Here is a 17947-nt window from a genome sequence, read left to right on the forward strand (position 1 = left end):
GACCATGGTCAACCAACTTCGCCCGGCCCTCGTCATGACGGCCCTGTTCACCCTGCTGCTGGGCCTGGCCTATCCGCTGGCCGTCACCGGCATCGCCCAGGTGGCCTTTCCGGACCAGGCCAACGGCAGCCTGGTGCGCGACGCCGGCGGGCGGGTCGTCGGCTCGTCCCTGATCGGCCAGCCTTTCGTCGGCGCCACCTATCTGCATCCGCGCCCGTCGGCGGCGGGCGACGGCTATGACGCCGCCGCCTCGTCCGGCTCCAATATGGGGCCGCTGAACCCGGACCTGATCGCTCGCGTCGCCGAAAGCGCCCAGACGATCCGCGCCGAGGATGGCCCCGGCGTCATCCCCGCCGATGCGGTCACGACATCGGGTTCGGGCCTCGACCCGGACGTGTCCCCGGCCTACGCTCGGCTTCAGGCCGCGCGGATCGCCCGCGCCAGAGGCGTTCCCGTGCAACAGGTCCAGAGCATCATTGACGCGCACATCGAGGGGGCCTTCCTGGGCTTCATCGGCCAGCCGCACGTCAATGTCCTGTTGACCAACCGCGCGCTGGACGCCCGCTTCGGGGCGGAGGGCTGATTGCCCGAAACGGCGTCCGAAACGCCCGCGACTTCAGCCGTTCCGCGCCGCAAGCGCGGGCGGCTGAAGGTGTTTCTGGGCATGTCGCCCGGCGTGGGCAAGACCTATGAAATGCTGCGCGCTGCACGCCGTCGAAAGGCCGAGGGGCTGGACGTCGTCGTCGGCGTGGTCGAGACCCACGGCCGCAAGGAGACGATGAGCCTGCTGCGCGGGCTGGACGTCATGCCGCGCGCGCCGATCGAACACCGCGACCGCGCCCTGATGGAGTTCGACCTGGACGGCGCCCTGGCGCGACGGCCCGAACTGCTGCTGGTCGACGAATACGCCCACTCCAACGCGCCCGGTTCGCGCCATCCCAAGCGCTGGCAGGATGTGGAGGAACTGCGCGACGCCGGCATCGACGTCTGGACCACGCTGAACATCCAGCACCTGGAAAGCCTGTCCGACGTCATTTTGCGCATCACCGGCGTGCGCCAGCGCGAGGCGGTGCCCGACAGCGCCCTGACCGGCGCCGACGACATCGAGGTCATCGACGTCACGCCCGAAGACCTGCGGGCGCGTCTGGCCGAGGGCAAGGTCTATGTGCCCGAAACGGCGCGGGTGGCGTCTGAGAACTTCTTCAAGATCGAAAACCTGACGGCGCTGCGCGAACTGGCCCTGCGGCGCGCGGCCCAGACGGTGGACGACCAGCTCCTGACCCACCTGCGCGAACGGGGCGTGTCGGGGCCGTGGGCGGCGAACGAGCGGATTCTGGTCCTGGTCGGCGGCGACGCCATGACCGCCTCCCTGGTGCGGACCGGTCGGCGGATGTCGGACATGATGATGGACGCCCCCTGGTCGGTCGCCCATGTCGAGCGGCCCAGCGGATCACGCGCCGACGCCCGGTCGGCGGGACGATTGTCCGAGGCTTTCAAACTGGCCGAACAACTGGGCGGACGGCCCGTGACGATCAGCGGCGACGACGTCGTGCGCGCCGTTCTGGACCACGCCCATCGCAACAACGTCACCCAGATCGTCATCGGCAAGACGCGCGGCGGGCGGTTCGCCGAATGGACCGGCCGGGCCTTGGCGACCGAACTGCTGCGCAAGGCGCAGGGCGTCGCCGTCCACGTCGTGACCGAGGGCGATCTGGCCGCGCCCGAATCGGCGGCCAAGTCGGGCGTCCGGGCGGCGCTGGACTGGCGCGGCTATCCGGCCGGGGCGGGGTTCGTCCTGGCGGCGACAGGGGCGGCCCTGTTGCTGGACACCCGGTTCGAGCGGGTCGATCTGGGCGTCATCTATCTGGCGGCGGTGGTGGCGGCGGGGGTGCTGAACGGGCTGCGGCCTGCGCTGGCGGCGGCGACCCTGGCCTTTCTGACCTACAACTTCCTGTTTCTTCAGCCGCGCTACAGCTTCCTGATCGGTTCACCGACCGACTTCCTGACGCTGCTGCTCTTCTGGGGCGTTGCCCTCGGCACAGGCGCCCTGGCGGGGCGAGTGCGCGAACAGGCCAGAGCCGCCCAGCGGCGCGCCGCCGCCGTCTCGGCCCTGCTGGCCGCCAGCCAGACCCTGTCGGCGGGCCAGGATCGTGCGACCACGGCCCGCAGCCTGGCCGAACAGGCGTCAGCAGCCGCCGGCGCGGGCGCCGTCGTCCTGCTTCCCGACGGCGAGGACATTGTGCTAACGGCGGCCAGACCCGACGGCGTGACCCTGGCCCCCGACGCCATGGCCGCCGCGCGCTGGGCCTGGACCCATGGTGAGGTCACCGGCCACGGCACCGGCACCTTGCCACAGACCCACTGGCGGTTTCAGCCCTTGCAGGGCGTACGCGGCCGGGCCGGCGTGGCGGGCATCGACGCATCGGCCGTGGCGGCGGGCTCGGACGAGGAACGTCTGGCCATGGCGTTGCTGGACCAGGGCGCCGTGGCGCTTGAGCGCGCCGATCTGGCCAGTCAGGCGCTGGAGACCGAGACCCTGCGCCGCGCCGACCGTTTCCGTGCGGCCTTGATGAATTCGGTCAGCCACGATCTGCGCACGCCCCTCTCCACCGTCCTGGGCTCGGCGACGACCCTGATCGACTATGGCGCGACCCTGAAGCCCGAGGTCCGCGACGACCTGCTGCTCAGCATCCGCGAAGAGGCCGAACGCCTGTCGCGCTATGTCGGCGATCTCCTGGACATGACCCGGCTGGAGGGCGGCGGCCTGAACGTGCGCACAGACTGGACCGATGTGCGCGATATCCTGAACGCCGCCGCCGACCGGGTGTCGCGCCGTCTGGGTCGGCGCAAGGTCACGCGCGATTTTCCGGCCCAGCTCAGCATGGTCGAAGCCGATCCGGGCCTGCTGGAACAGGCCGTGGTCAACATCCTGGAAAACGCCATCGCCTACAGTCCCGACGGCACGACCATCGAACTGGCGGCCTATGAGGATCGCGGCGCGGTCGTCATCTCCATCGAGGACGAGGGACGCGGCATCCCGACCGCCGAGCTGGAACGGGTGTTCGACAAGTTCCGCCGCATGGAGGAGTCCACCGACCGCGCCAAAGGGGCGGGCCTAGGGCTCGCCATCGCCAAGGGCTTCGTCGAGGCCATGCGCGGCCGCATCGCCGCCGCCAGCCCGATCCAGGACGACGCCGACGGCAAACGCGGCACCCGCATCCTGATCAGCCTGCCCAAGTCCATCGCCACCCACCCGGATCTGCTGTGATGTCCGCCGTTCGCCCCCAGGTTCTGGTCATCGACGACGAGCCGCAGATCCACCGCTTCCTGGCGCCCGCTCTGGACGCCGCCGGCTATGAACCCCGCCGCGCCGACAGCGGACAGGAGGGCCTGCGCGCCATCGCCCTGTGGAGCCCCGACGCCGTGGTTCTGGACCTCGGCCTGCCCGACATGGACGGCAAGGACGTTCTGACGCGGGCGCGCGACTTCTATCAGGGGCCGATCATCGTCCTGTCCGCCCGCGACCGCGAGGCCGAGAAGATCACGGCCCTGGACCTGGGCGCCAACGACTATGTCGAAAAGCCGTTCGGCGTCGGCGAACTGCTGGCGCGCATCCGCGCGGGTCTGCGTCAGGGCGCGCTGACGCCGGTCGCGGGCGGGGTGGTTACGGCCGGCGATGTCGTCATCGACCTGGACCGCCGCATCGTCACCCGCGCCGGTGAGCGGGTGAAGCTGCGCCCCAAGGAATACGATGTCCTGGCCTACCTCGCCCGTAACGCCGGCAAGGTCCTGGGTCACGCCGACCTGCTCAAGACCATCTGGGGCGCCGGCCATGCCGATGACGTTCAATATCTGCGCGTCGTCGTCGGCCAGCTCCGGCACAAGCTCGAGGCCGACCCGGCCCAGCCCGTCCTGCTCGTGACCGAACCCAGTATTGGGTATCGGCTTGTCAATTGATCCAGCCTACCGGCAGCCAAGGGGGGCGACATGCATATCGTCTTAAAGCAAATGGTATGTCCGCTGATGGCGCCGAAGAACTGCTGTGGGCTTAGAAGGGCAGTACAAAGGAAGGCGATCTCAATGGAGATCGCCACGAGCCAGTCTGACCGATTTATCCAACGCCAGGGCCCGTGAAACGCAGGCCGGCCGATCGGCCCAAATGCGCCTGACAAGACGAAGCACATCTGGCCCATTCGACAACAGCTGAAAGTGACGAACTGGAGGGGCCGGAAATGCTATGTGAAATTCAAAGTCTTACTTCCGAGACAACCGACGACACGGAACGTCTCTTGGCTCACGATTTAGGCCGTTAAGATCGAGAGCCGGGGACCGGCATCGTAAGAGGTGGCTGAGATGCCAAACCGAAAGAGAGTTGCTTTGAAGAATACCTCCTACAGAGATGCTGCAGCATCCAGTGGGTTGAATCGACCCGTGCTGGCCGCAGTCGATGGAGGCGTTTTGAAACGACGAACTCAGTGCCGACTGACCGGGAAGCTGTAAGCTGTAATTCGGACTGCGCACAGAGCCGGTGCATATCGCCGTGGGTCATCAGACTGAGATAGACCCCTGGTGCTGCGGTAATCAGTCTGTGATTTCGTCAGCGATCAGCCTTTGGTTGCCCTTGGAGTCGTCCAAGCCAAGCCGAATGACAGGCCGGCCGCTGGATGGTGGTCGACCCGGCCTCCTAGACCAGCCTTGTCACCCCGACTCTTGTTCTTGAGCTAGGGTTCCTGCGATTGGCGAGATGGGTGTCGCAGGCGTCGCAGGCCAACAACAGGCGGCGCTCTACGGCGTCGATCAGTTCAGGGCGGCCTTTTTTGACAGGGTGAATGTCAGCATGCTCGGCTTGCCAACCACCGCCATCACTGAGGCACGCGGCATCGTAGGCATGGAGATGTTCGGTCAAAACCGCGTCGTTCGGAAGTTGATAGATTCGACGCCAAGATCGGTCGCGGCGGAAACTGCCGCTGACGAGGACTGCCTTCTCCGAGACTATTGCTCATCAAGGCATTTATGTTGGGTGAAGCCAAACGCGACGACTAGTCTAAACTCACTTTGGGGAACGAGTTTCGTCAGGCCGGCGGCGACGGCTACGGGCCCCGTCTAGGAACCGTACCACCGGGCCGCGAAATCGGCGGCTTGACGCCCGACCTGTTCCGGCGTCTGCCCTGGCTTGAAAACGGCCGAGCCGACGCCGAAGCCGGAGGCGCCGGCTGAGCGCCAGGCGGCCATGCTGTCGGGATCGACGCCGCCGACGGGGTAGATCCGGGTGGCGGCGGGCAGGACGGCGCGGATGGCTTTAAGGCCTTTGGGGCCGGCGACCTCTGCGGGGAAGAGTTTCAGCGCGTCGGCGCCGGCATCCAGGGCGGCGAAGGCTTCGGACGGGGTGAAGAAGCCGGGCAGAGACAGTAGGCCCAAGGTCTTGGTCTCGGCGATCACATCGACGTTGGTGTTGGGCGAGATGATCAGCTGACCGCCGGCCTCCGCCACCTCTCGCGTAGCCGCGACGCTCAGCACCGTGCCGGCGCCGACCAGGGCGCGGCTGTCCAGCGCCTGACGCAGACGGCGGATGCTTGCCAGCGGTTCGGGCGAGTTCAGCGGCACTTCCAGGCATCGGAAACCGGCGGCGACGATGGCCTCGCCGACCTCGACCGCCTCGTCCGGCTTCAGGCCGCGCAGGATGGCGATCAGCGGCAGGGCGTCCAGGCTTTCGATTGAAACTGGGATCATCGGGATGCGGCCTCGTGAATACGCCACAGGCCTTTGGCCGTGGCGGCGGCGCCGTCCGCGATGCGGACGTCGTTAAAGCCGCCCTGCGCCAGGGCGGCGGCATAGCGGCGGCTCAGGGCCTCGGCACCGATCAGGATGACGGGGCGGTGGCTCGCATCGGCCTGGGCCGCGACCTCGGCCCCGATCAGCAGGCCCGACAGATAGTCCGCCGAGGACGCCGGCGAAAGGCGTCCGGCCAGACCCTCGACCCGCACAGAGAACAGGGCGGCGGTGACGGCGGGATCGCGCAGGGATCGCTGGACACCAGCGGCGAAGGCGTCGTCGTCCACGCCGGGATCACTCATGCCGGCGCCAAGGATTGTGCCCTTGCGGATGGCGGCGAACAGTTCGCCGGTCATGAAGGTGCGGAAATCCGTGACCCGGCCGCCAGCGGTGCGGATCCATTTGCTGTGGGTGCCGGGGCCGACGACGACGGCGTCATCGGGCGCATACAAACCGAAGACCTGGGTCTCCTCGCCGCGGATCACGTCCTGAAGGCGGCCGTCCTCGGACACGGCGACCCCGGGCACGATGGAGACGTGGGGCGCGTCTTCGGGACTGGCCACGCCTCTCGCCAGGTCGGCGACGCCGGCGGGGCAGGGCAGATAGGCCATTTCACGCCACCGGCCCCGCGCCCCGGCCATGCCGCTGATCAGGACGGGCAGGCGGTCGTCCAGCCAGTCGCCCGCGACCTCGGTCAGCACGCCGTGGAACTCGTTCGGCGCAAGGCCGCCGGCGCCGCGCGGGTCGGAACGGCTGTCCAGCACCGCGCCACCCTGGGCGATCCGCATGACGCGGAGATTGCTGGTGCCCCAATCGACCCCGATCAGTTCGGTCGCTGAACTCACCTCACCACCAGATCGTATAGACCAGGATCAGGAAGGCGATCACGCCGACCGCCGCCAGGTTGAAGCCCAGCGAGGTCTTGTAGCTGATCTTGTCCAGCTTGATCTTCATGGCGTCGGGCTTGGCCGGGACCAGCAGGGACACGATCACCGCTGCGATCAGCGAGACGACGAAGACGACGCCGACCCGGTTCATGAAGGGGAAGATGAACTGACCCGTCTCCTGCAACCACCAGAAGATGGCCGACAGGACGACGGAGCCGATGGCGGCGGTCAGGGCGCCGGCTTCGGAGGCCCGCTTCCAGAACAGGCCCAGCATGAAGATGACCACGATGCCGGGAGTGAAGAAGCCGGTGAATTCCTGGATGAACTGGAACGCCTGATCGAAGCCGCCCAGCAGAGGACGGGCGGTCAGGATGCCGATGACCACGGCGGCGACGGCGGCGATGCGGCCGACCGTGACCAACTGATGTTCGGGCGTGTCCTTCTTGATCTTGGCGTAGAGATCCAGGGTGAAGATGGTCGAGATCGAGTTCACCTTGGAGGCTAGCGAGGCGATGATGGCGGCGATCAGGGCGGCGAAGACCAGGCCCTTCAGACCGACTGGCAGCAGGTTCATCATCGTCGGATAGGCCTGGTCCGGCGCCGACAGATTGGGAGCCAGGATCAGCGCCGCCATGCCCGGCAGCACCACGATCACCGGCATCAGCAGTTTCAGATAGGCGGCGAAGGCGATGCCCTTCTGCGCTTCCGGCAGCGACTTGGCCGCCAAGGCGCGCTGAATGATGTACTGGTTGAAGCCCCAGTAGCTGATGTTCATGACCCATAGGCCGCCCAGCAGGACGGCGATGCCCGGTAGCTCCTGATAGTGGGGGTTGTCCTTGGACAGGATCATGTCGAACTTGTCCGGGAACTGGGTGATAAGGTTATGGAAGCCCGCCGCCGCGCCGCCCGCGCCGCCGATCGTCGACAGGGCGATGAAGCCTATGATCAGGCCGCCGCAGACCAGCAGGGCCACTTGGACGATGTCTGTCAGGGCCACGGCCTTCAACCCGCCCCACAGCTGATAGGCCAGGGCGAAGACACCGATGGCGACGATGGCGTAGTCCTGGTTGAAGCCGGTGACGGTGTGCACCGCGATGGCGCCCAGCCACAGGATCGAGGTCACGTTCACGAAGACGTAGAGCAGCAGCCAGAAGACGGCCATCACATTGCGGATCGTCGGCCCGTACCGCTGCTGCAGGAACTGCGGCATCGTCACGATCTCGTTGCGCAGGAAGATCGGCAGGAAGAACTTGCCCACGATCAGAAGGGTTAGCGCCGCCATCCATTCATACGACGCGATGCCCAGGCCGATCACATAGCCCGAGCCGCTCATCCCGATGATCTGTTCGGCCGAGATATTGGCCGCGATCAAAGAGGCGCCAATCGCCCACCAAGGCAGGCTCTTGGACGCCATGAAATAGTCTGTGGATGTCTTCTGCTCGCCCGCCTTGCTGCGTGACACCCACTGGGCCAAGCCGAAGATGAAGATGGCGTAGATCGCCAGAATCGCCAGATCGATGCCTGCGAGCGACATGGTGCACTTCCCCCAACGCAGCTCCTTAGCCGAGCTTGGACCAAACCCTAGTCGAGGCGTCAGACTGTCGCAATGTGTTTTTATATGTGCGTAGAGATTTCACCCGCAGTAATGTAACGTGATTGCCATCGATTGCTTCACCGTGCTGCGCGCCACCCTTATTTGGGGCGTTCATCAGAGGACCTTCATGACCGACCAAGACGCCGCCGACGACCGCAAGTACCGCGCTCCGGCTCTGGAAAAGGGTCTGGACGTGCTGGAACTGCTATCGTCCCAAGGCGAGGCGATGACGCCGTCTCAGATGTCTGTGACCCTCGGGCGCTCGGTCAGCGAACTGTTTCGCATGATCCAGGTATTGGAGTTTCGCGGCTATATCGAACAGTCCTCCGAAGGCTATCGTCTGACCAATCGGCTGTTCACCTTGGGCATGACCCAGGCTCCGATAAAGTCACTGGTCGATGTGGCGATGCCGGCGATGCGAGACCTCGCGTCGAACACGCTGCAATCTTGTCACCTTGTCGTGCCGTCCGGCGACCAGATCGTGGTCATCGCCCGCATCGAGAGCCCCGGCGACCTCGGCTATTCGGTCCGGATCGGCTATCGGCGCAGCATCCTGCACGCCACATCCGGTCTGATGTTCTATTCGCGCGCCAACGAGCGAGCGCGGATGCAACTGCACGCCGTCCTCGCCGCGCAGTTTGGAGCCTCAGAAGTCGATGATTTCGCCCACCGCGCGGTGGCGATGACGCAAGGCGATCACGTCGAGCGCGCCAGCGATTTCGTGAAGGGGGTTACGGACCTGGTGGCGCCGATCATGGGGTCCGACGGCATTATCGCCACCCTGATCACCCCCTTTATCGAGCAGACGGCGTCCTCGAGAAGCAAGGAGGAGGCTGCGGCGTTGCTGGTTCAAACCGCGGCGGCGATTTCGGATCAAATGAGCGCCGTCTCCCAAGCCTGATTTTTGTTGACGGCAATGACTTTCATTTGTGAAAAGACCTGATGGCCGCCCGGACGGTCGTCCATCGAGAAAGCGTCGTCTATGGCCGCCATCTATTCCGATCTGAAGGGCAAGATTGCCATCGTCACCGGCGGCGCCGGCGGCATCGGCGAGAGCATCGTCCGCGCCTTTCATGCCCAAAACGCCAAAGTTGGCTTTCTGGATATCGACGCCGAACGTGGGACCAAGTTGCAATCGGAGCTGGGGCAAGACGCGCTGTTCGTCGCCTGTGACCTGACAGACGTTTCGGCAGTGAAGGCCGCAATCGCCACAGTGCGCAACGCCTTTGGCCCCATCGACATTCTGGTCAACAACGCCGCCCATGACGAACGCCACGCCACGTTGGAGGTGACCGAAGAGTATTGGGATGGCCGGATAGCGGTGAACCTGAAGCACCAGTTTTTCGCCGCCCAAGCCGTGCTGCCGGACATGAAAGCGACGGGCAAGGGTGCGATCGTCAATCTGGGCTCGACCTCTTGGGTCATCGGCCAGGGGGGCATGGCCGCCTATACGGCCTGCAAGTCGGCGGTGCTCGGACTGACCCGTTCGCTGGCCCGCGATTTCGGCGAGTTCGGCGTGCGGGTGAACGCCGTCGCCCCCGGCTGGATCATGACCGAGCGCCAGCTGGAGCTCTGGGTCACGCCGGAGACCGAAAAAGACATCTACGCCAACCAGTGCCTCAAGCGCCGGCTCGTGCCGGACGACATCGCCCGCGTCGTCGTCTTCATGTGTTCGGACGAGGCCGGGGCGATCACCAATCAACACTATGTCGTCGATGGCGGCTGGACCTGAAATGACCGACATTTCCAAGATCGCAAAGCCGCTCCGCAGCCGCGCCTGGTTCGATAATCCGGAAAACCCGGACATGACGGCCCTCTATCTCGAGCGCTATCTGAACTACGGCCTGACGCGCAAAGAGCTTCAGTCGAACAAGCCGATCATCGGCATCGCCCAGACCGGCTCGGACCTGTCGCCCTGCAATCGCCACCACCTGGTCCTGGCCGAGCGCGTCCGCGAAGGCATCCGAGAGGCGGGCGGCATCGCCATGGAGTTCCCCGTCCATCCGATCCAGGAAACCGGCAAGCGCCCGACAGCCGGTCTGGACCGCAACCTGGCCTATCTGGGTCTGGTCGAAAGCCTCTACGGCTATCCGCTGGATGGCGTCGTCCTGACCATCGGTTGCGACAAGACCACGCCCGCCTGCCTGATGGCCGCCGCCACCGTGGACATCCCCGCGATCGCCCTGTCGGTCGGCCCGATGTTGAACGGCTGGCACAAGGGCGAACGCACCGGTTCGGGCACCATCATCTGGAAGGCTCGCCAAATGATGGCGGCTGGAGAGATCGACTATGACGGCTTCATCGAACTGGTGGCGTCGTCCGCCCCGTCGGTGGGCTATTGCAATACGATGGGGACGGCGACGACGATGAACTCTCTGGCCGAGGCGCTGGGCATGTCGCTGCCCGGCTCGGCCGCCATTCCCGCACCCTATCGCGAACGCGCCCAGGTCGCCTATCAGACCGGCCTGCGCATCGTGGAGATGGTGCGTGAGGACCTGAAGCCGTCGGACATCTTGACCAAGGAAGCCTTCCACAACGCCATCATTGTCAACTCGGCCATCGGCGGTTCGACGAACGCCCCGATCCACCTGACGGCGCTGGCCCGCCACGCCCATGTCGATGTGCCGTTGCAGGACTGGCAGACGGAGGGCCTCCATGTGCCGCTACTGGTCAACCTCCAGCCCGCTGGCGAATATCTGGGCGAGGACTATTTCCATGCCGGCGGCGTGCCCGCCGTCGTGTCCGAACTGATGAAACAGGGGCTGATCAACGAGGACGCCCTGACCGTCACTGGCAAGTCCATCGGCGAGAACTGCAAGGGCGCCGAGATCGTCCTGCCCGACGTCATCAAGAGCTTCGACGCCCCGATGAAGACCGACGCCGGCTTCGTCGTCTTCACCGGCAATCTGTTCAACTCGGCCATCATGAAGCTGAGCGTGATCTCGGACGAGTTCCGCGAACGCTATCTGTCCAACCCCGACGATCTGAACGCCTTCGAGGGTCCGGCCGTCGTGTTCGACGGGCCCGAGGATTATCACCACCGTATCGACGACGAGAGCCTGGGCATCACCGAACAGACCCTGCTGTTCATGCGCGGCGCCGGCCCCATCGGCTATCCGGGCGCGGCCGAGGTCGTGAACATGCGGCCGCCGTCCTACCTGATCAAGAAGGGCGTCAGCGCCCTGGCCTGCATCGGCGACGGGCGTCAGTCCGGCACCTCCGGCTCGCCCTCGATCCTGAACGCCTCGCCAGAAGCGGCGGCGGGCGGAAACATCGCCCTCCTGAGGACCGGCGACCGGGTCCGCATCGACCTGAACACCGGCCGGGCCGACATCCTCATCTCCGACGAGGAACTGTCCGAGCGTCGCCAGGCGTTCGAGGCGGCGGGCGGCTACAAATACCCGGCCTCCCAGACCCCGTGGCAGGAGATGCAGCGCGACGTGGTCGGCCAACTGGAAACCGGCGCCGTGCTGGAGCCCGCCGTCAAATACCATCGCATCGTCGATACGATCGGCCTGCCTCGCGACAATCACTGAACAACCCGCCGCCGCCGGCCTAGCTGAGCGGCGGCGGCTTTGGATTGGCGGCGATGAAGGCCTCGTGGGTCGCCATAAGCTTAGTGGCGGAGTCCTATACTCTCATCCAAAACAACCTATTCGGCGAGCTGATTCGTGAGCGAAATTCAACTGATCTGGGATGTGCAGGCGGAACTGGGCGAAGGCCCTGTCTGGGACGCCGCGCGCAGCGCGGTGTGGTTCGTCGATATCAAGGGACGAAAGCTGCACCGCTACACTCCCGCGATTGGCGAGAAACGGTCATGGGAAACGCCCGATCAGACCGGTTTCGCCCTGCCTGCCGAGGACGGCTCACTGATCTGCGGCGTGCGGGGCGGTCTGTATCGCTTCGACCCGGAGGAGGGCGACTTCTCGCGCTTCCATCCAGTCGAGGAGGACCGGCCTCAGAACCGTCTGAACGACGGCTTTGTCGCGCCTGACGGCTCGCTGTGGTTCGGTTCGATGGACGACAGCGAACAGGTCGAGACCGGCGCGCTCTATCGCTGGTTTCGGGGAGAGCTGACTCGGCACGATGACAACTATGGCGTCACCAACGGACCCTGCCTTAGTCCGGATGGCCGCACCCTATATCACCACGATACGCTGAAAAAGACGGTCTTGGCCTTCGACCATGCGGACGGCCTGCTGTCGAACAAGCGCGTCTTCGCCGTGACCGAGGACGGCTACGCCGACGGTCCCAGCATGGATGCGGCCGGCGTGCTGCATGTCGGCCTGTTCAACGGTTGGGGCGTCGCCCGCTTCGCCCCGGATGGCACGCGGATCGGCAAGATCGACGTGCCGGTCCAGACGGTGACCAAGGCGGCCTTCGGCGGCTCGGACCTGCGCGATCTCTATATGACCACGGCATGGCTGGGGAACGCCGACAAGCGGGCTGAGCAACCGACGCTGGGGGGGCTTTATCGTGTGCGCGTCGAGACGCCGGGTCTGCCGCAGAACCGGATCAAGCTGTGATCGCTTTGAGGGCCGGCGACTGGCGCGCGACCGTGGAACCAGAGCTGGGTGGGTCTGTTCTGAGCCTAGACTGGCGCGGTCAGCCGGTGTTCCGCCCCACACCAGACGGGACCACCGACATTTTAGAGACGGCCTGTTTCCCGCTGGTTCCCTACGCCAATCGGATCGCCGACGGTCGCTTCGTCTTCGAAGGGCGCTCGGTTCAGCTGCCAGTGCTTGATCGGTTCGCGCCCCATGCGATCCATGGCGAAGGATGGCTGCGGTCTTGGACGGTCGAAAGCCAATCCGCCGATTCAGTCGCAATGACGTTAGACTGGCCTGGCGAGCTCGAGGGTTGGCCGTGGCCCTGGTTCGCGCGGCAAAGCGTATCCCTGTCCAGCGAAGGACTGCAGATCGGCTTGTCCGTCACGAACACGGGCGAGTACACCATGCCGGCAGGCCTAGGGCTGCACCCCTATTTCCGCCGACATCCAGACAGCCGGCTCACTCTTCCTGCCGACAGGGTCTGGATCACCGACGCCCGTCAAATTCCGGAACGACTGGCCCCGGCCGCCGAGGTTGTGGACTGGTCGAACGGCGTAGATCTCGCCGACGCCCCCTTCGTAGATCACGCCTACTCTGGCTGGAGCGGAGAGGCGTTCCTGAACGGCGGCGGTCGCCGCGTTACCTTGACCGCCGACGCGGCCGCGCGCTGGAGCCAGGTCTACATGCCTGTCAACGCTGACTTCTATTGCGTCGAACCCGTCACTCATCGCCCTGACGCTCGCCACGCTCCGCTCGGCGAGGGTGATGGTCTGGTTGGCCTAAAACCGAGCGAAACCCACTCGCTCAGCATTAGGATCGGTGCCGTGCCACTGGGTTAACGGGGTGCGGCACCTGAAGGGTTACGCCGCTGCAAGTCGCATTTGTGAAAAGCGAGGTCGATTTAAGCGGTCGCAGCCTCCAGAGCGGCCATATCGCGCCTACACAGGTGGAAGACCGGCCGAGTAAGTAAGCGCTCGCTTTGGTCAATGCCGGCCCTGAGCTAATCTCTCCGAGTTGGCGGAAAGGCAGGTGACGGCATGCCGATGTCAGGGAGCTCTCGCGGGATCTCCGTAAAGCGCGAGCGAGGCTGCATCAAAACTGCAAGGCGTTCGACAGCTTCAGCCATCGCCAGTCGTTCGCTGTGTGGAAGTTCAGCCAAGGCGGCGAGAAAGCCGTCGCCGAGCAGGCCCGGGGACGTCTGCAATGCCTGCCGCCCCGCGTCGGTCAAACGCACATGGACGACGCGGCGATCCACGGTGGAGCGATAGCGGGCGGCCATGCCCTTGGCTTCGAGCTTGTCCAGCACGGCGACGACGGTCGGCGCCGACATGGAAACGTCCCGCGATATCGCGCTGGTGCTGACTTCACCCAATGCGCGGATGGATTGCAGCACGAGGAGCTGCGGCAGCGTCAGCCCGGTCAGACGTGAAATTTCTCGAGACCGAACATCGATCGCCTGGGCGACGCGACGGACTGACCGGACAAGAGATGCGGTGGCGTCAACTGCCGCTTCAGGGCCTGGCTCAGGGGAAATATCCGCCATTCGGGTTGAACTCTTTCGTGTCCTAACCATTTGTACCCGCTGCTTCCACAATTCAAGGAGGACCCATGTGCGGTCTTAGCGGCGAGATCAATTTCGACGGACGACCGGCCGATGCCGGCGCCGTTCAACGCATGACCGATGCGCTCTCGCCCCGTGGACCGGATGGCTCCGGCATTGTTATGCGCGGCTCGGTGGGGCTGGGTCACCGCCGTTTGAAGATCATCGACCTGAGTGAGAAAGCTCAGCAGCCGATGGTGGACCCTGACCTGGGCGTGACCCTGGCGTTCAACGGCTGCATCTACAACTATCCCGAACTGCGCGAAGAGCTGCAGGGGATGGGGTTCCGCTTCTTCTCGCACGGCGACACCGAGGTCATCATCAAGGCCTGGAAGGCGTGGGGCGAAGCCTGCGTCGAGCGATTCAAGGGCATGTTCGCCTTTGTGCTGCATGAGCGCGACACCGGCCGCACCGTGATCGCCCGGGATCGTTTCGGCATCAAGCCGCTGTATCTGACCGAACAGGGCAAGCGTCTGCGATTCGCCTCGACCTTGCCGGCCCTGCTGGCGGCGGGCGACGTGGACAAGACCATCGATCCCGTCGGCCTGCACCACTACATGACCTTCCATGCGGTCGTGCCGCCGCCGCACACGATCCTGAAGGGCGTCAAGAAGTTCCCGCCGGCTACCATCCGCGTGATCGAGGCGGATGGGAAGGCCAAGGACCGCCTCTACTGGCAGCCCGACATGACCCGCCATGCTGAGGACGCGGCCCTGACGGCCGAAGATTGGCGCGATCGGGTCCTGGACAGTCTGCGCGAAGCCGTGAAGCGCCGCATGGTCGCCGACGTGCCGGTAGGCGTGCTGCTGTCGGGTGGAGTGGACTCCAGCCTGATCGTCGGTCTGCTGGCCGAACTGGGTCAGAAGGACCTGATGACCTTCTCCGTCGGTTTCGAAGAGGCCAATGGCGAGAAGGGCGACGAGTTCGTCTATTCCGACCTGATCGCCAAACATTACGGCACCAAGCATCACCAGATCTTCGTGCCTCACCAGCGGCTGATGGAGGCCCTGCCGGGCACTATCGGCGCCATGTCGGAACCGATGGTCTCTTACGACAATGTCGGCTTCTACCTGCTGAGCCAGGAAGTCTCGAAACATATCAAGGTGGTGCAGTCCGGCCAGGGCGCCGACGAGGTGTTCGCCGGTTATCACTGGTATCCGCCGATGCTGGGCGCGACCGATCCGGTCGAAACCTACGCCAAGGCCTTCTTCGACCGCAGCCATACCACGCTGAAGACCCAGCTGAACGGCGCCTATATGGCCGACACCGACGTCAGCCGCGCCCTGGTCGAGGCTCATTTCGCGCAAGGCCGCGCAGCGACGCCGGTCGACCAAGCCCTGCGTCTGGACAGCCAGGTGATGCTGGTCGACGACCCGGTGAAGCGGGTCGACAACATGACCATGGCCTGGGGTCTGGAGGCGCGCGTGCCCTTCCTGGATCACGAACTGGTCGAACTGGCGGGCCGCATCCCGCCCGAGCACAAGCTGGCGCAAGGCGGCAAGGGCGTGCTGAAAGAAGCGGCGCGTCTGGTGATCCCCTCCGAGGTCATTGATCGCAAGAAGGGCTATTTCCCCGTGCCCGCGCTGAAATACATCCAGGGTCCGTATCTGGAGATGGTGCGCGAGGCCCTGACCAATCAGGCGGCGCGCGATCGCGGCCTGTTCGACCGGGGCTATCTGGACACCCTGTTCGCCAATCCCACCGAGCACATCACACCCCTTCGCGGCTCCGAACTCTGGCAGGTCGCAGTGCTGGAAATGTGGATGCAGCAGCATGGCGTCTGATATCCGCTCCGAGCGATCAAAGGCGCATCGGTTGAAACGTCTGCGGCACGAGGGCCTGAAGCCCCCGGTGCAGTCCGGGGACGGACCGACCCCCGATGCCGTGCTGGATTGCGGCTGGGGCCGACTGCTGTTCGCCCAGACCTTCGAGACGGCCGAGCCGTTGGTCGAGGCCCTGCGCGCCGAAGGGCCGGACCGGCGCGACATCGCCTTCTATGTTCGCAATCCGCACGTCCTGCTCGCCTCGGCGCCGCAGGAATTGTTCCTGGATCCGTCGCACACCTATCGGCTGGAACTGGCGACCTATCGCACCAGCCGACGCCAGCCCCGAGGCTTCACCGTGCGTCGCCTGACGTCGGAGATGGACGCCCAGGCGGTCAACGACATCTACGCCAAGCGCAAGATGGTGCCGGTTCCGCCTGACTTCTTCTGGTCGCATCGGGACGACCGGACCCTGACCTATTTCGTCGCCGAGGACACCGTGATGGGGGCTGTGATCGGCACCGTGACGGGCGTCAACCACGCCCGCGCCTTTCAGGATCCGGAATGTGGCTCTTCGCTATGGTGCTTGGCGGTCGATCCCCAGGCGACCCAGCCGGGCGTCGGCGAGGCCCTGGTTCGGCGCCTGGCCGAACACTTCAAAACCCAAGGTCTGGCGCACATGGACCTGTCGGTCATGCACGACAACGACCAGGCCATCGCCCTGTACGAAAAGCTGGGTTTGCGTCGCGTCTCCTTCTTCGGGGTCAAACGTAAGAACCCGATAAACGAGGCTTTGTTCGTCGGCCCGACCGACGACCACGACCTGAACCCCTATGCCCGGATCATCGTCGACGAGGCGCGTCGGCGCGGCATCCATACCGAGATCATCGACGGTGAGGGCGGGCTGTTTCGCCTGAACTGGGGCGGCCGCTCGGTCCGGTGTCGCGAAAGTCTGTCGGAGTTGACCTCGGCCGTCGCGCTCAGCATCTGCGACGACAAGCGGATGACGCGACGCATCGTCGAGGCGGCCGGCGTTCGCGTTCCCGAGAGGATCGATCCCGAAAGCCCGTCGGCCATCGATGCAGCGCTGAGCAAGTTCGGCGCCCTGGTCGTCAAACCGGCGCGCGGCGAACAGGGGCAAGGCGTCGCGGTCGGCCTGACGACGATGAGCGAGGTCCAGACGGCTCTGGTTCGGGCACGCCGCATCTGTTCCGAGGTTCTGGTCGAGGAACAGGTTCAGGGCGAGGACCTTCGGCTGGTGGTGATCGACTACAAGGTCGTCGCCTGCGCCCTGCGTCGTCCGCCGCGCGTCTTCGGCGACGGCCGCTCGACCTTGCGCGCCCTCGTCGAACACCAAAGCCGTCGTCGTGCCGCCGCCACCGGTGGGGAATCCACCATCCCGATCGACGCCGAGACCGAACGCACCCTGGCCGAGGCCGGCTATCGTCTCGACGACGTGGCGGCGGAAGGGGCCGAGATCTTGGTGCGCAAGGCGGCTAACCTGCATCTGGGCGGCACCATCCATGATGTGACGGAAGAGGTGCATCCCGCCCTGATCCGCGCCGCCGTCGCCGCCGCGCGCGCCATCGACATTCCGGTCACCGGCATCGACCTGATGGTGAAGTCGCCGCGCGAACCCGACTACGCCTTCATCGAAGCCAATGAGCGACCCGGCCTGGCCAACCACGAACCCCAACCGACTGCCGAGCGTTTCGTGGATCTGCTCTTTCCACTGTCCGCACCGGCCGCTGCGCGGACATTTTCGCGACCCGAAGCCTGAA

Annotated in this window: 14 protein-coding genes; 10 read left to right on the forward strand and 4 right to left on the reverse strand. The window is 65.3% G+C overall.

Annotated features, from left to right (window positions below; all coding sequences use genetic code 11):
• Positions 1 to 4 precede the first annotated feature (4 nt).
• Genes kdpC through GGC30_RS06165 form a run of 3 tightly spaced genes read left to right on the forward strand, consistent with a single transcriptional unit; the run spans position 5 to position 3957 of the window.
• On the forward strand, positions 5 to 583 hold the full coding sequence (kdpC, locus tag GGC30_RS06155) for a K(+)-transporting ATPase subunit C (protein ID WP_153923135.1): 579 nt from the start codon (positions 5 to 7) through the stop codon (positions 581 to 583).
• On the forward strand, positions 584 to 3268 hold the full coding sequence (locus GGC30_RS06160; RefSeq protein ID WP_153923136.1) for a sensor histidine kinase KdpD: 2685 nt from the start codon (positions 584 to 586) through the stop codon (positions 3266 to 3268).
• Positions 3268 to 3957: a response regulator gene (locus tag GGC30_RS06165; RefSeq protein ID WP_153923137.1), complete on the forward strand. Its 690-nt coding sequence runs from the start codon at positions 3268 to 3270 to the stop codon at positions 3955 to 3957. The genes GGC30_RS06160 and GGC30_RS06165 overlap by 1 nt, the downstream gene beginning before the upstream one ends.
• 1146 nt (positions 3958 to 5103) lie before the next feature.
• Here the strand turns inward: GGC30_RS06165 and GGC30_RS06170 are convergent.
• Genes GGC30_RS06170 through GGC30_RS06180 form a run of 3 tightly spaced genes read right to left on the reverse strand, consistent with a single transcriptional unit; the run spans position 5104 to position 8193 of the window.
• Positions 5104 to 5730, reverse strand: coding sequence for a 2-dehydro-3-deoxy-6-phosphogalactonate aldolase (locus tag GGC30_RS06170; protein ID WP_153923138.1), 627 nt, complete (start codon positions 5728 to 5730; stop codon positions 5104 to 5106).
• Complete coding sequence (locus tag GGC30_RS06175; protein ID WP_370451901.1) at positions 5727 to 6617, reverse strand: 2-dehydro-3-deoxygalactonokinase; 891 nt, start codon at positions 6615 to 6617, stop codon at positions 5727 to 5729. Before GGC30_RS06175 ends, GGC30_RS06170 begins: the two co-directional genes overlap by 4 nt.
• A gap of 1 nt (position 6618) precedes the next feature.
• Complete coding sequence (locus GGC30_RS06180; RefSeq protein ID WP_153923139.1) at positions 6619 to 8193, reverse strand: sodium/sugar symporter; 1575 nt, start codon at positions 8191 to 8193, stop codon at positions 6619 to 6621.
• A gap of 187 nt (positions 8194 to 8380) precedes the next feature.
• Between GGC30_RS06180 and GGC30_RS06185 the strand changes: the two genes are divergently transcribed.
• The 5 genes from GGC30_RS06185 to GGC30_RS06205 all read left to right on the forward strand — a co-directional run bounded on the left by GGC30_RS06185 (position 8381) and on the right by GGC30_RS06205 (position 13642).
• A complete protein-coding gene (locus tag GGC30_RS06185; RefSeq protein ID WP_153923140.1) occupies positions 8381 to 9154 on the forward strand; it encodes an IclR family transcriptional regulator in 774 nt (257 codons plus the stop codon).
• A gap of 81 nt (positions 9155 to 9235) precedes the next feature.
• Positions 9236 to 9985, forward strand: coding sequence for an SDR family NAD(P)-dependent oxidoreductase (locus tag GGC30_RS06190; protein WP_153923141.1), 750 nt, complete (start codon positions 9236 to 9238; stop codon positions 9983 to 9985).
• A 1-nt stretch (position 9986) separates the two neighbouring features.
• Entirely contained in the window at positions 9987 to 11789 is a 1803-nt protein-coding gene (locus GGC30_RS06195; protein ID WP_153923142.1) for an IlvD/Edd family dehydratase, read from the forward strand.
• A gap of 135 nt (positions 11790 to 11924) precedes the next feature.
• On the forward strand, positions 11925 to 12779 hold the full coding sequence (locus GGC30_RS06200; protein ID WP_370451902.1) for an SMP-30/gluconolactonase/LRE family protein: 855 nt from the start codon (positions 11925 to 11927) through the stop codon (positions 12777 to 12779).
• Positions 12776 to 13642 carry an aldose 1-epimerase gene (locus tag GGC30_RS06205; RefSeq protein ID WP_370451903.1) on the forward strand — a complete coding sequence of 289 codons (867 nt, stop codon included), beginning with the start codon at positions 12776 to 12778 and terminating at the stop codon, positions 13640 to 13642. Before GGC30_RS06200 ends, GGC30_RS06205 begins: the two co-directional genes overlap by 4 nt.
• A 161-nt stretch (positions 13643 to 13803) precedes the next feature.
• Here the strand turns inward: GGC30_RS06205 and GGC30_RS06210 are convergent, their stop codons facing one another.
• On the reverse strand, positions 13804 to 14346 hold the full coding sequence (locus tag GGC30_RS06210) for a MarR family winged helix-turn-helix transcriptional regulator (protein ID WP_153923143.1): 543 nt from the start codon (positions 14344 to 14346) through the stop codon (positions 13804 to 13806).
• Between the two features lie 65 nt (positions 14347 to 14411).
• Here GGC30_RS06210 and GGC30_RS06215 point away from each other — a divergent pair, with 65 nt between their 5' ends.
• Together GGC30_RS06215 and ngg are read left to right on the forward strand one after the other, a co-directional pair.
• Complete coding sequence (locus tag GGC30_RS06215; protein ID WP_153923144.1) at positions 14412 to 16187, forward strand: N-acetylglutaminylglutamine amidotransferase; 1776 nt, start codon at positions 14412 to 14414, stop codon at positions 16185 to 16187.
• Positions 16177 to 17946, forward strand: a complete 1770-nt coding sequence (gene ngg / locus GGC30_RS06220) for an N-acetylglutaminylglutamine synthetase (protein ID WP_153923145.1) — start codon at positions 16177 to 16179, stop codon at positions 17944 to 17946. The genes GGC30_RS06215 and ngg overlap by 11 nt, the downstream gene beginning before the upstream one ends.
• Position 17947: the final 1 nt, after the last annotated feature.

The organism is Brevundimonas sp. SPF441 (assembly GCF_009661015.1).
Taxonomy (GTDB): domain Bacteria; phylum Pseudomonadota; class Alphaproteobacteria; order Caulobacterales; family Caulobacteraceae; genus Brevundimonas; species Brevundimonas vesicularis.

Excerpts from the sequence above, each read along its gene's own strand:
- GGC30_RS06190 (WP_153923141.1), top strand. The coding sequence starts at position 9,236 with ATGGCCGCCATCTATTCCGATCTGAAGGGCAAGATTGCCATCGTCACC.
- GGC30_RS06180 (WP_153923139.1), bottom strand. The coding sequence starts at position 8,193 with ATGTCGCTCGCAGGCATCGATCTGGCGATTCTGGCGATCTACGCCATC.
- GGC30_RS06170 (WP_153923138.1), bottom strand. The coding sequence starts at position 5,730 with ATGATCCCAGTTTCAATCGAAAGCCTGGACGCCCTGCCGCTGATCGCC.
- GGC30_RS06210 (WP_153923143.1), bottom strand. The coding sequence starts at position 14,346 with ATGGCGGATATTTCCCCTGAGCCAGGCCCTGAAGCGGCAGTTGACGCC.
- GGC30_RS06185 (WP_153923140.1), top strand. The coding sequence starts at position 8,381 with ATGACCGACCAAGACGCCGCCGACGACCGCAAGTACCGCGCTCCGGCT.
- ngg (WP_153923145.1), top strand. The coding sequence starts at position 16,177 with ATGGCGTCTGATATCCGCTCCGAGCGATCAAAGGCGCATCGGTTGAAA.
- GGC30_RS06215 (WP_153923144.1), top strand. The coding sequence starts at position 14,412 with ATGTGCGGTCTTAGCGGCGAGATCAATTTCGACGGACGACCGGCCGAT.
- GGC30_RS06195 (WP_153923142.1), top strand. The coding sequence starts at position 9,987 with ATGACCGACATTTCCAAGATCGCAAAGCCGCTCCGCAGCCGCGCCTGG.
- kdpC (WP_153923135.1), top strand. The coding sequence starts at position 5 with ATGGTCAACCAACTTCGCCCGGCCCTCGTCATGACGGCCCTGTTCACC.
- GGC30_RS06165 (WP_153923137.1), top strand. The coding sequence starts at position 3,268 with ATGTCCGCCGTTCGCCCCCAGGTTCTGGTCATCGACGACGAGCCGCAG.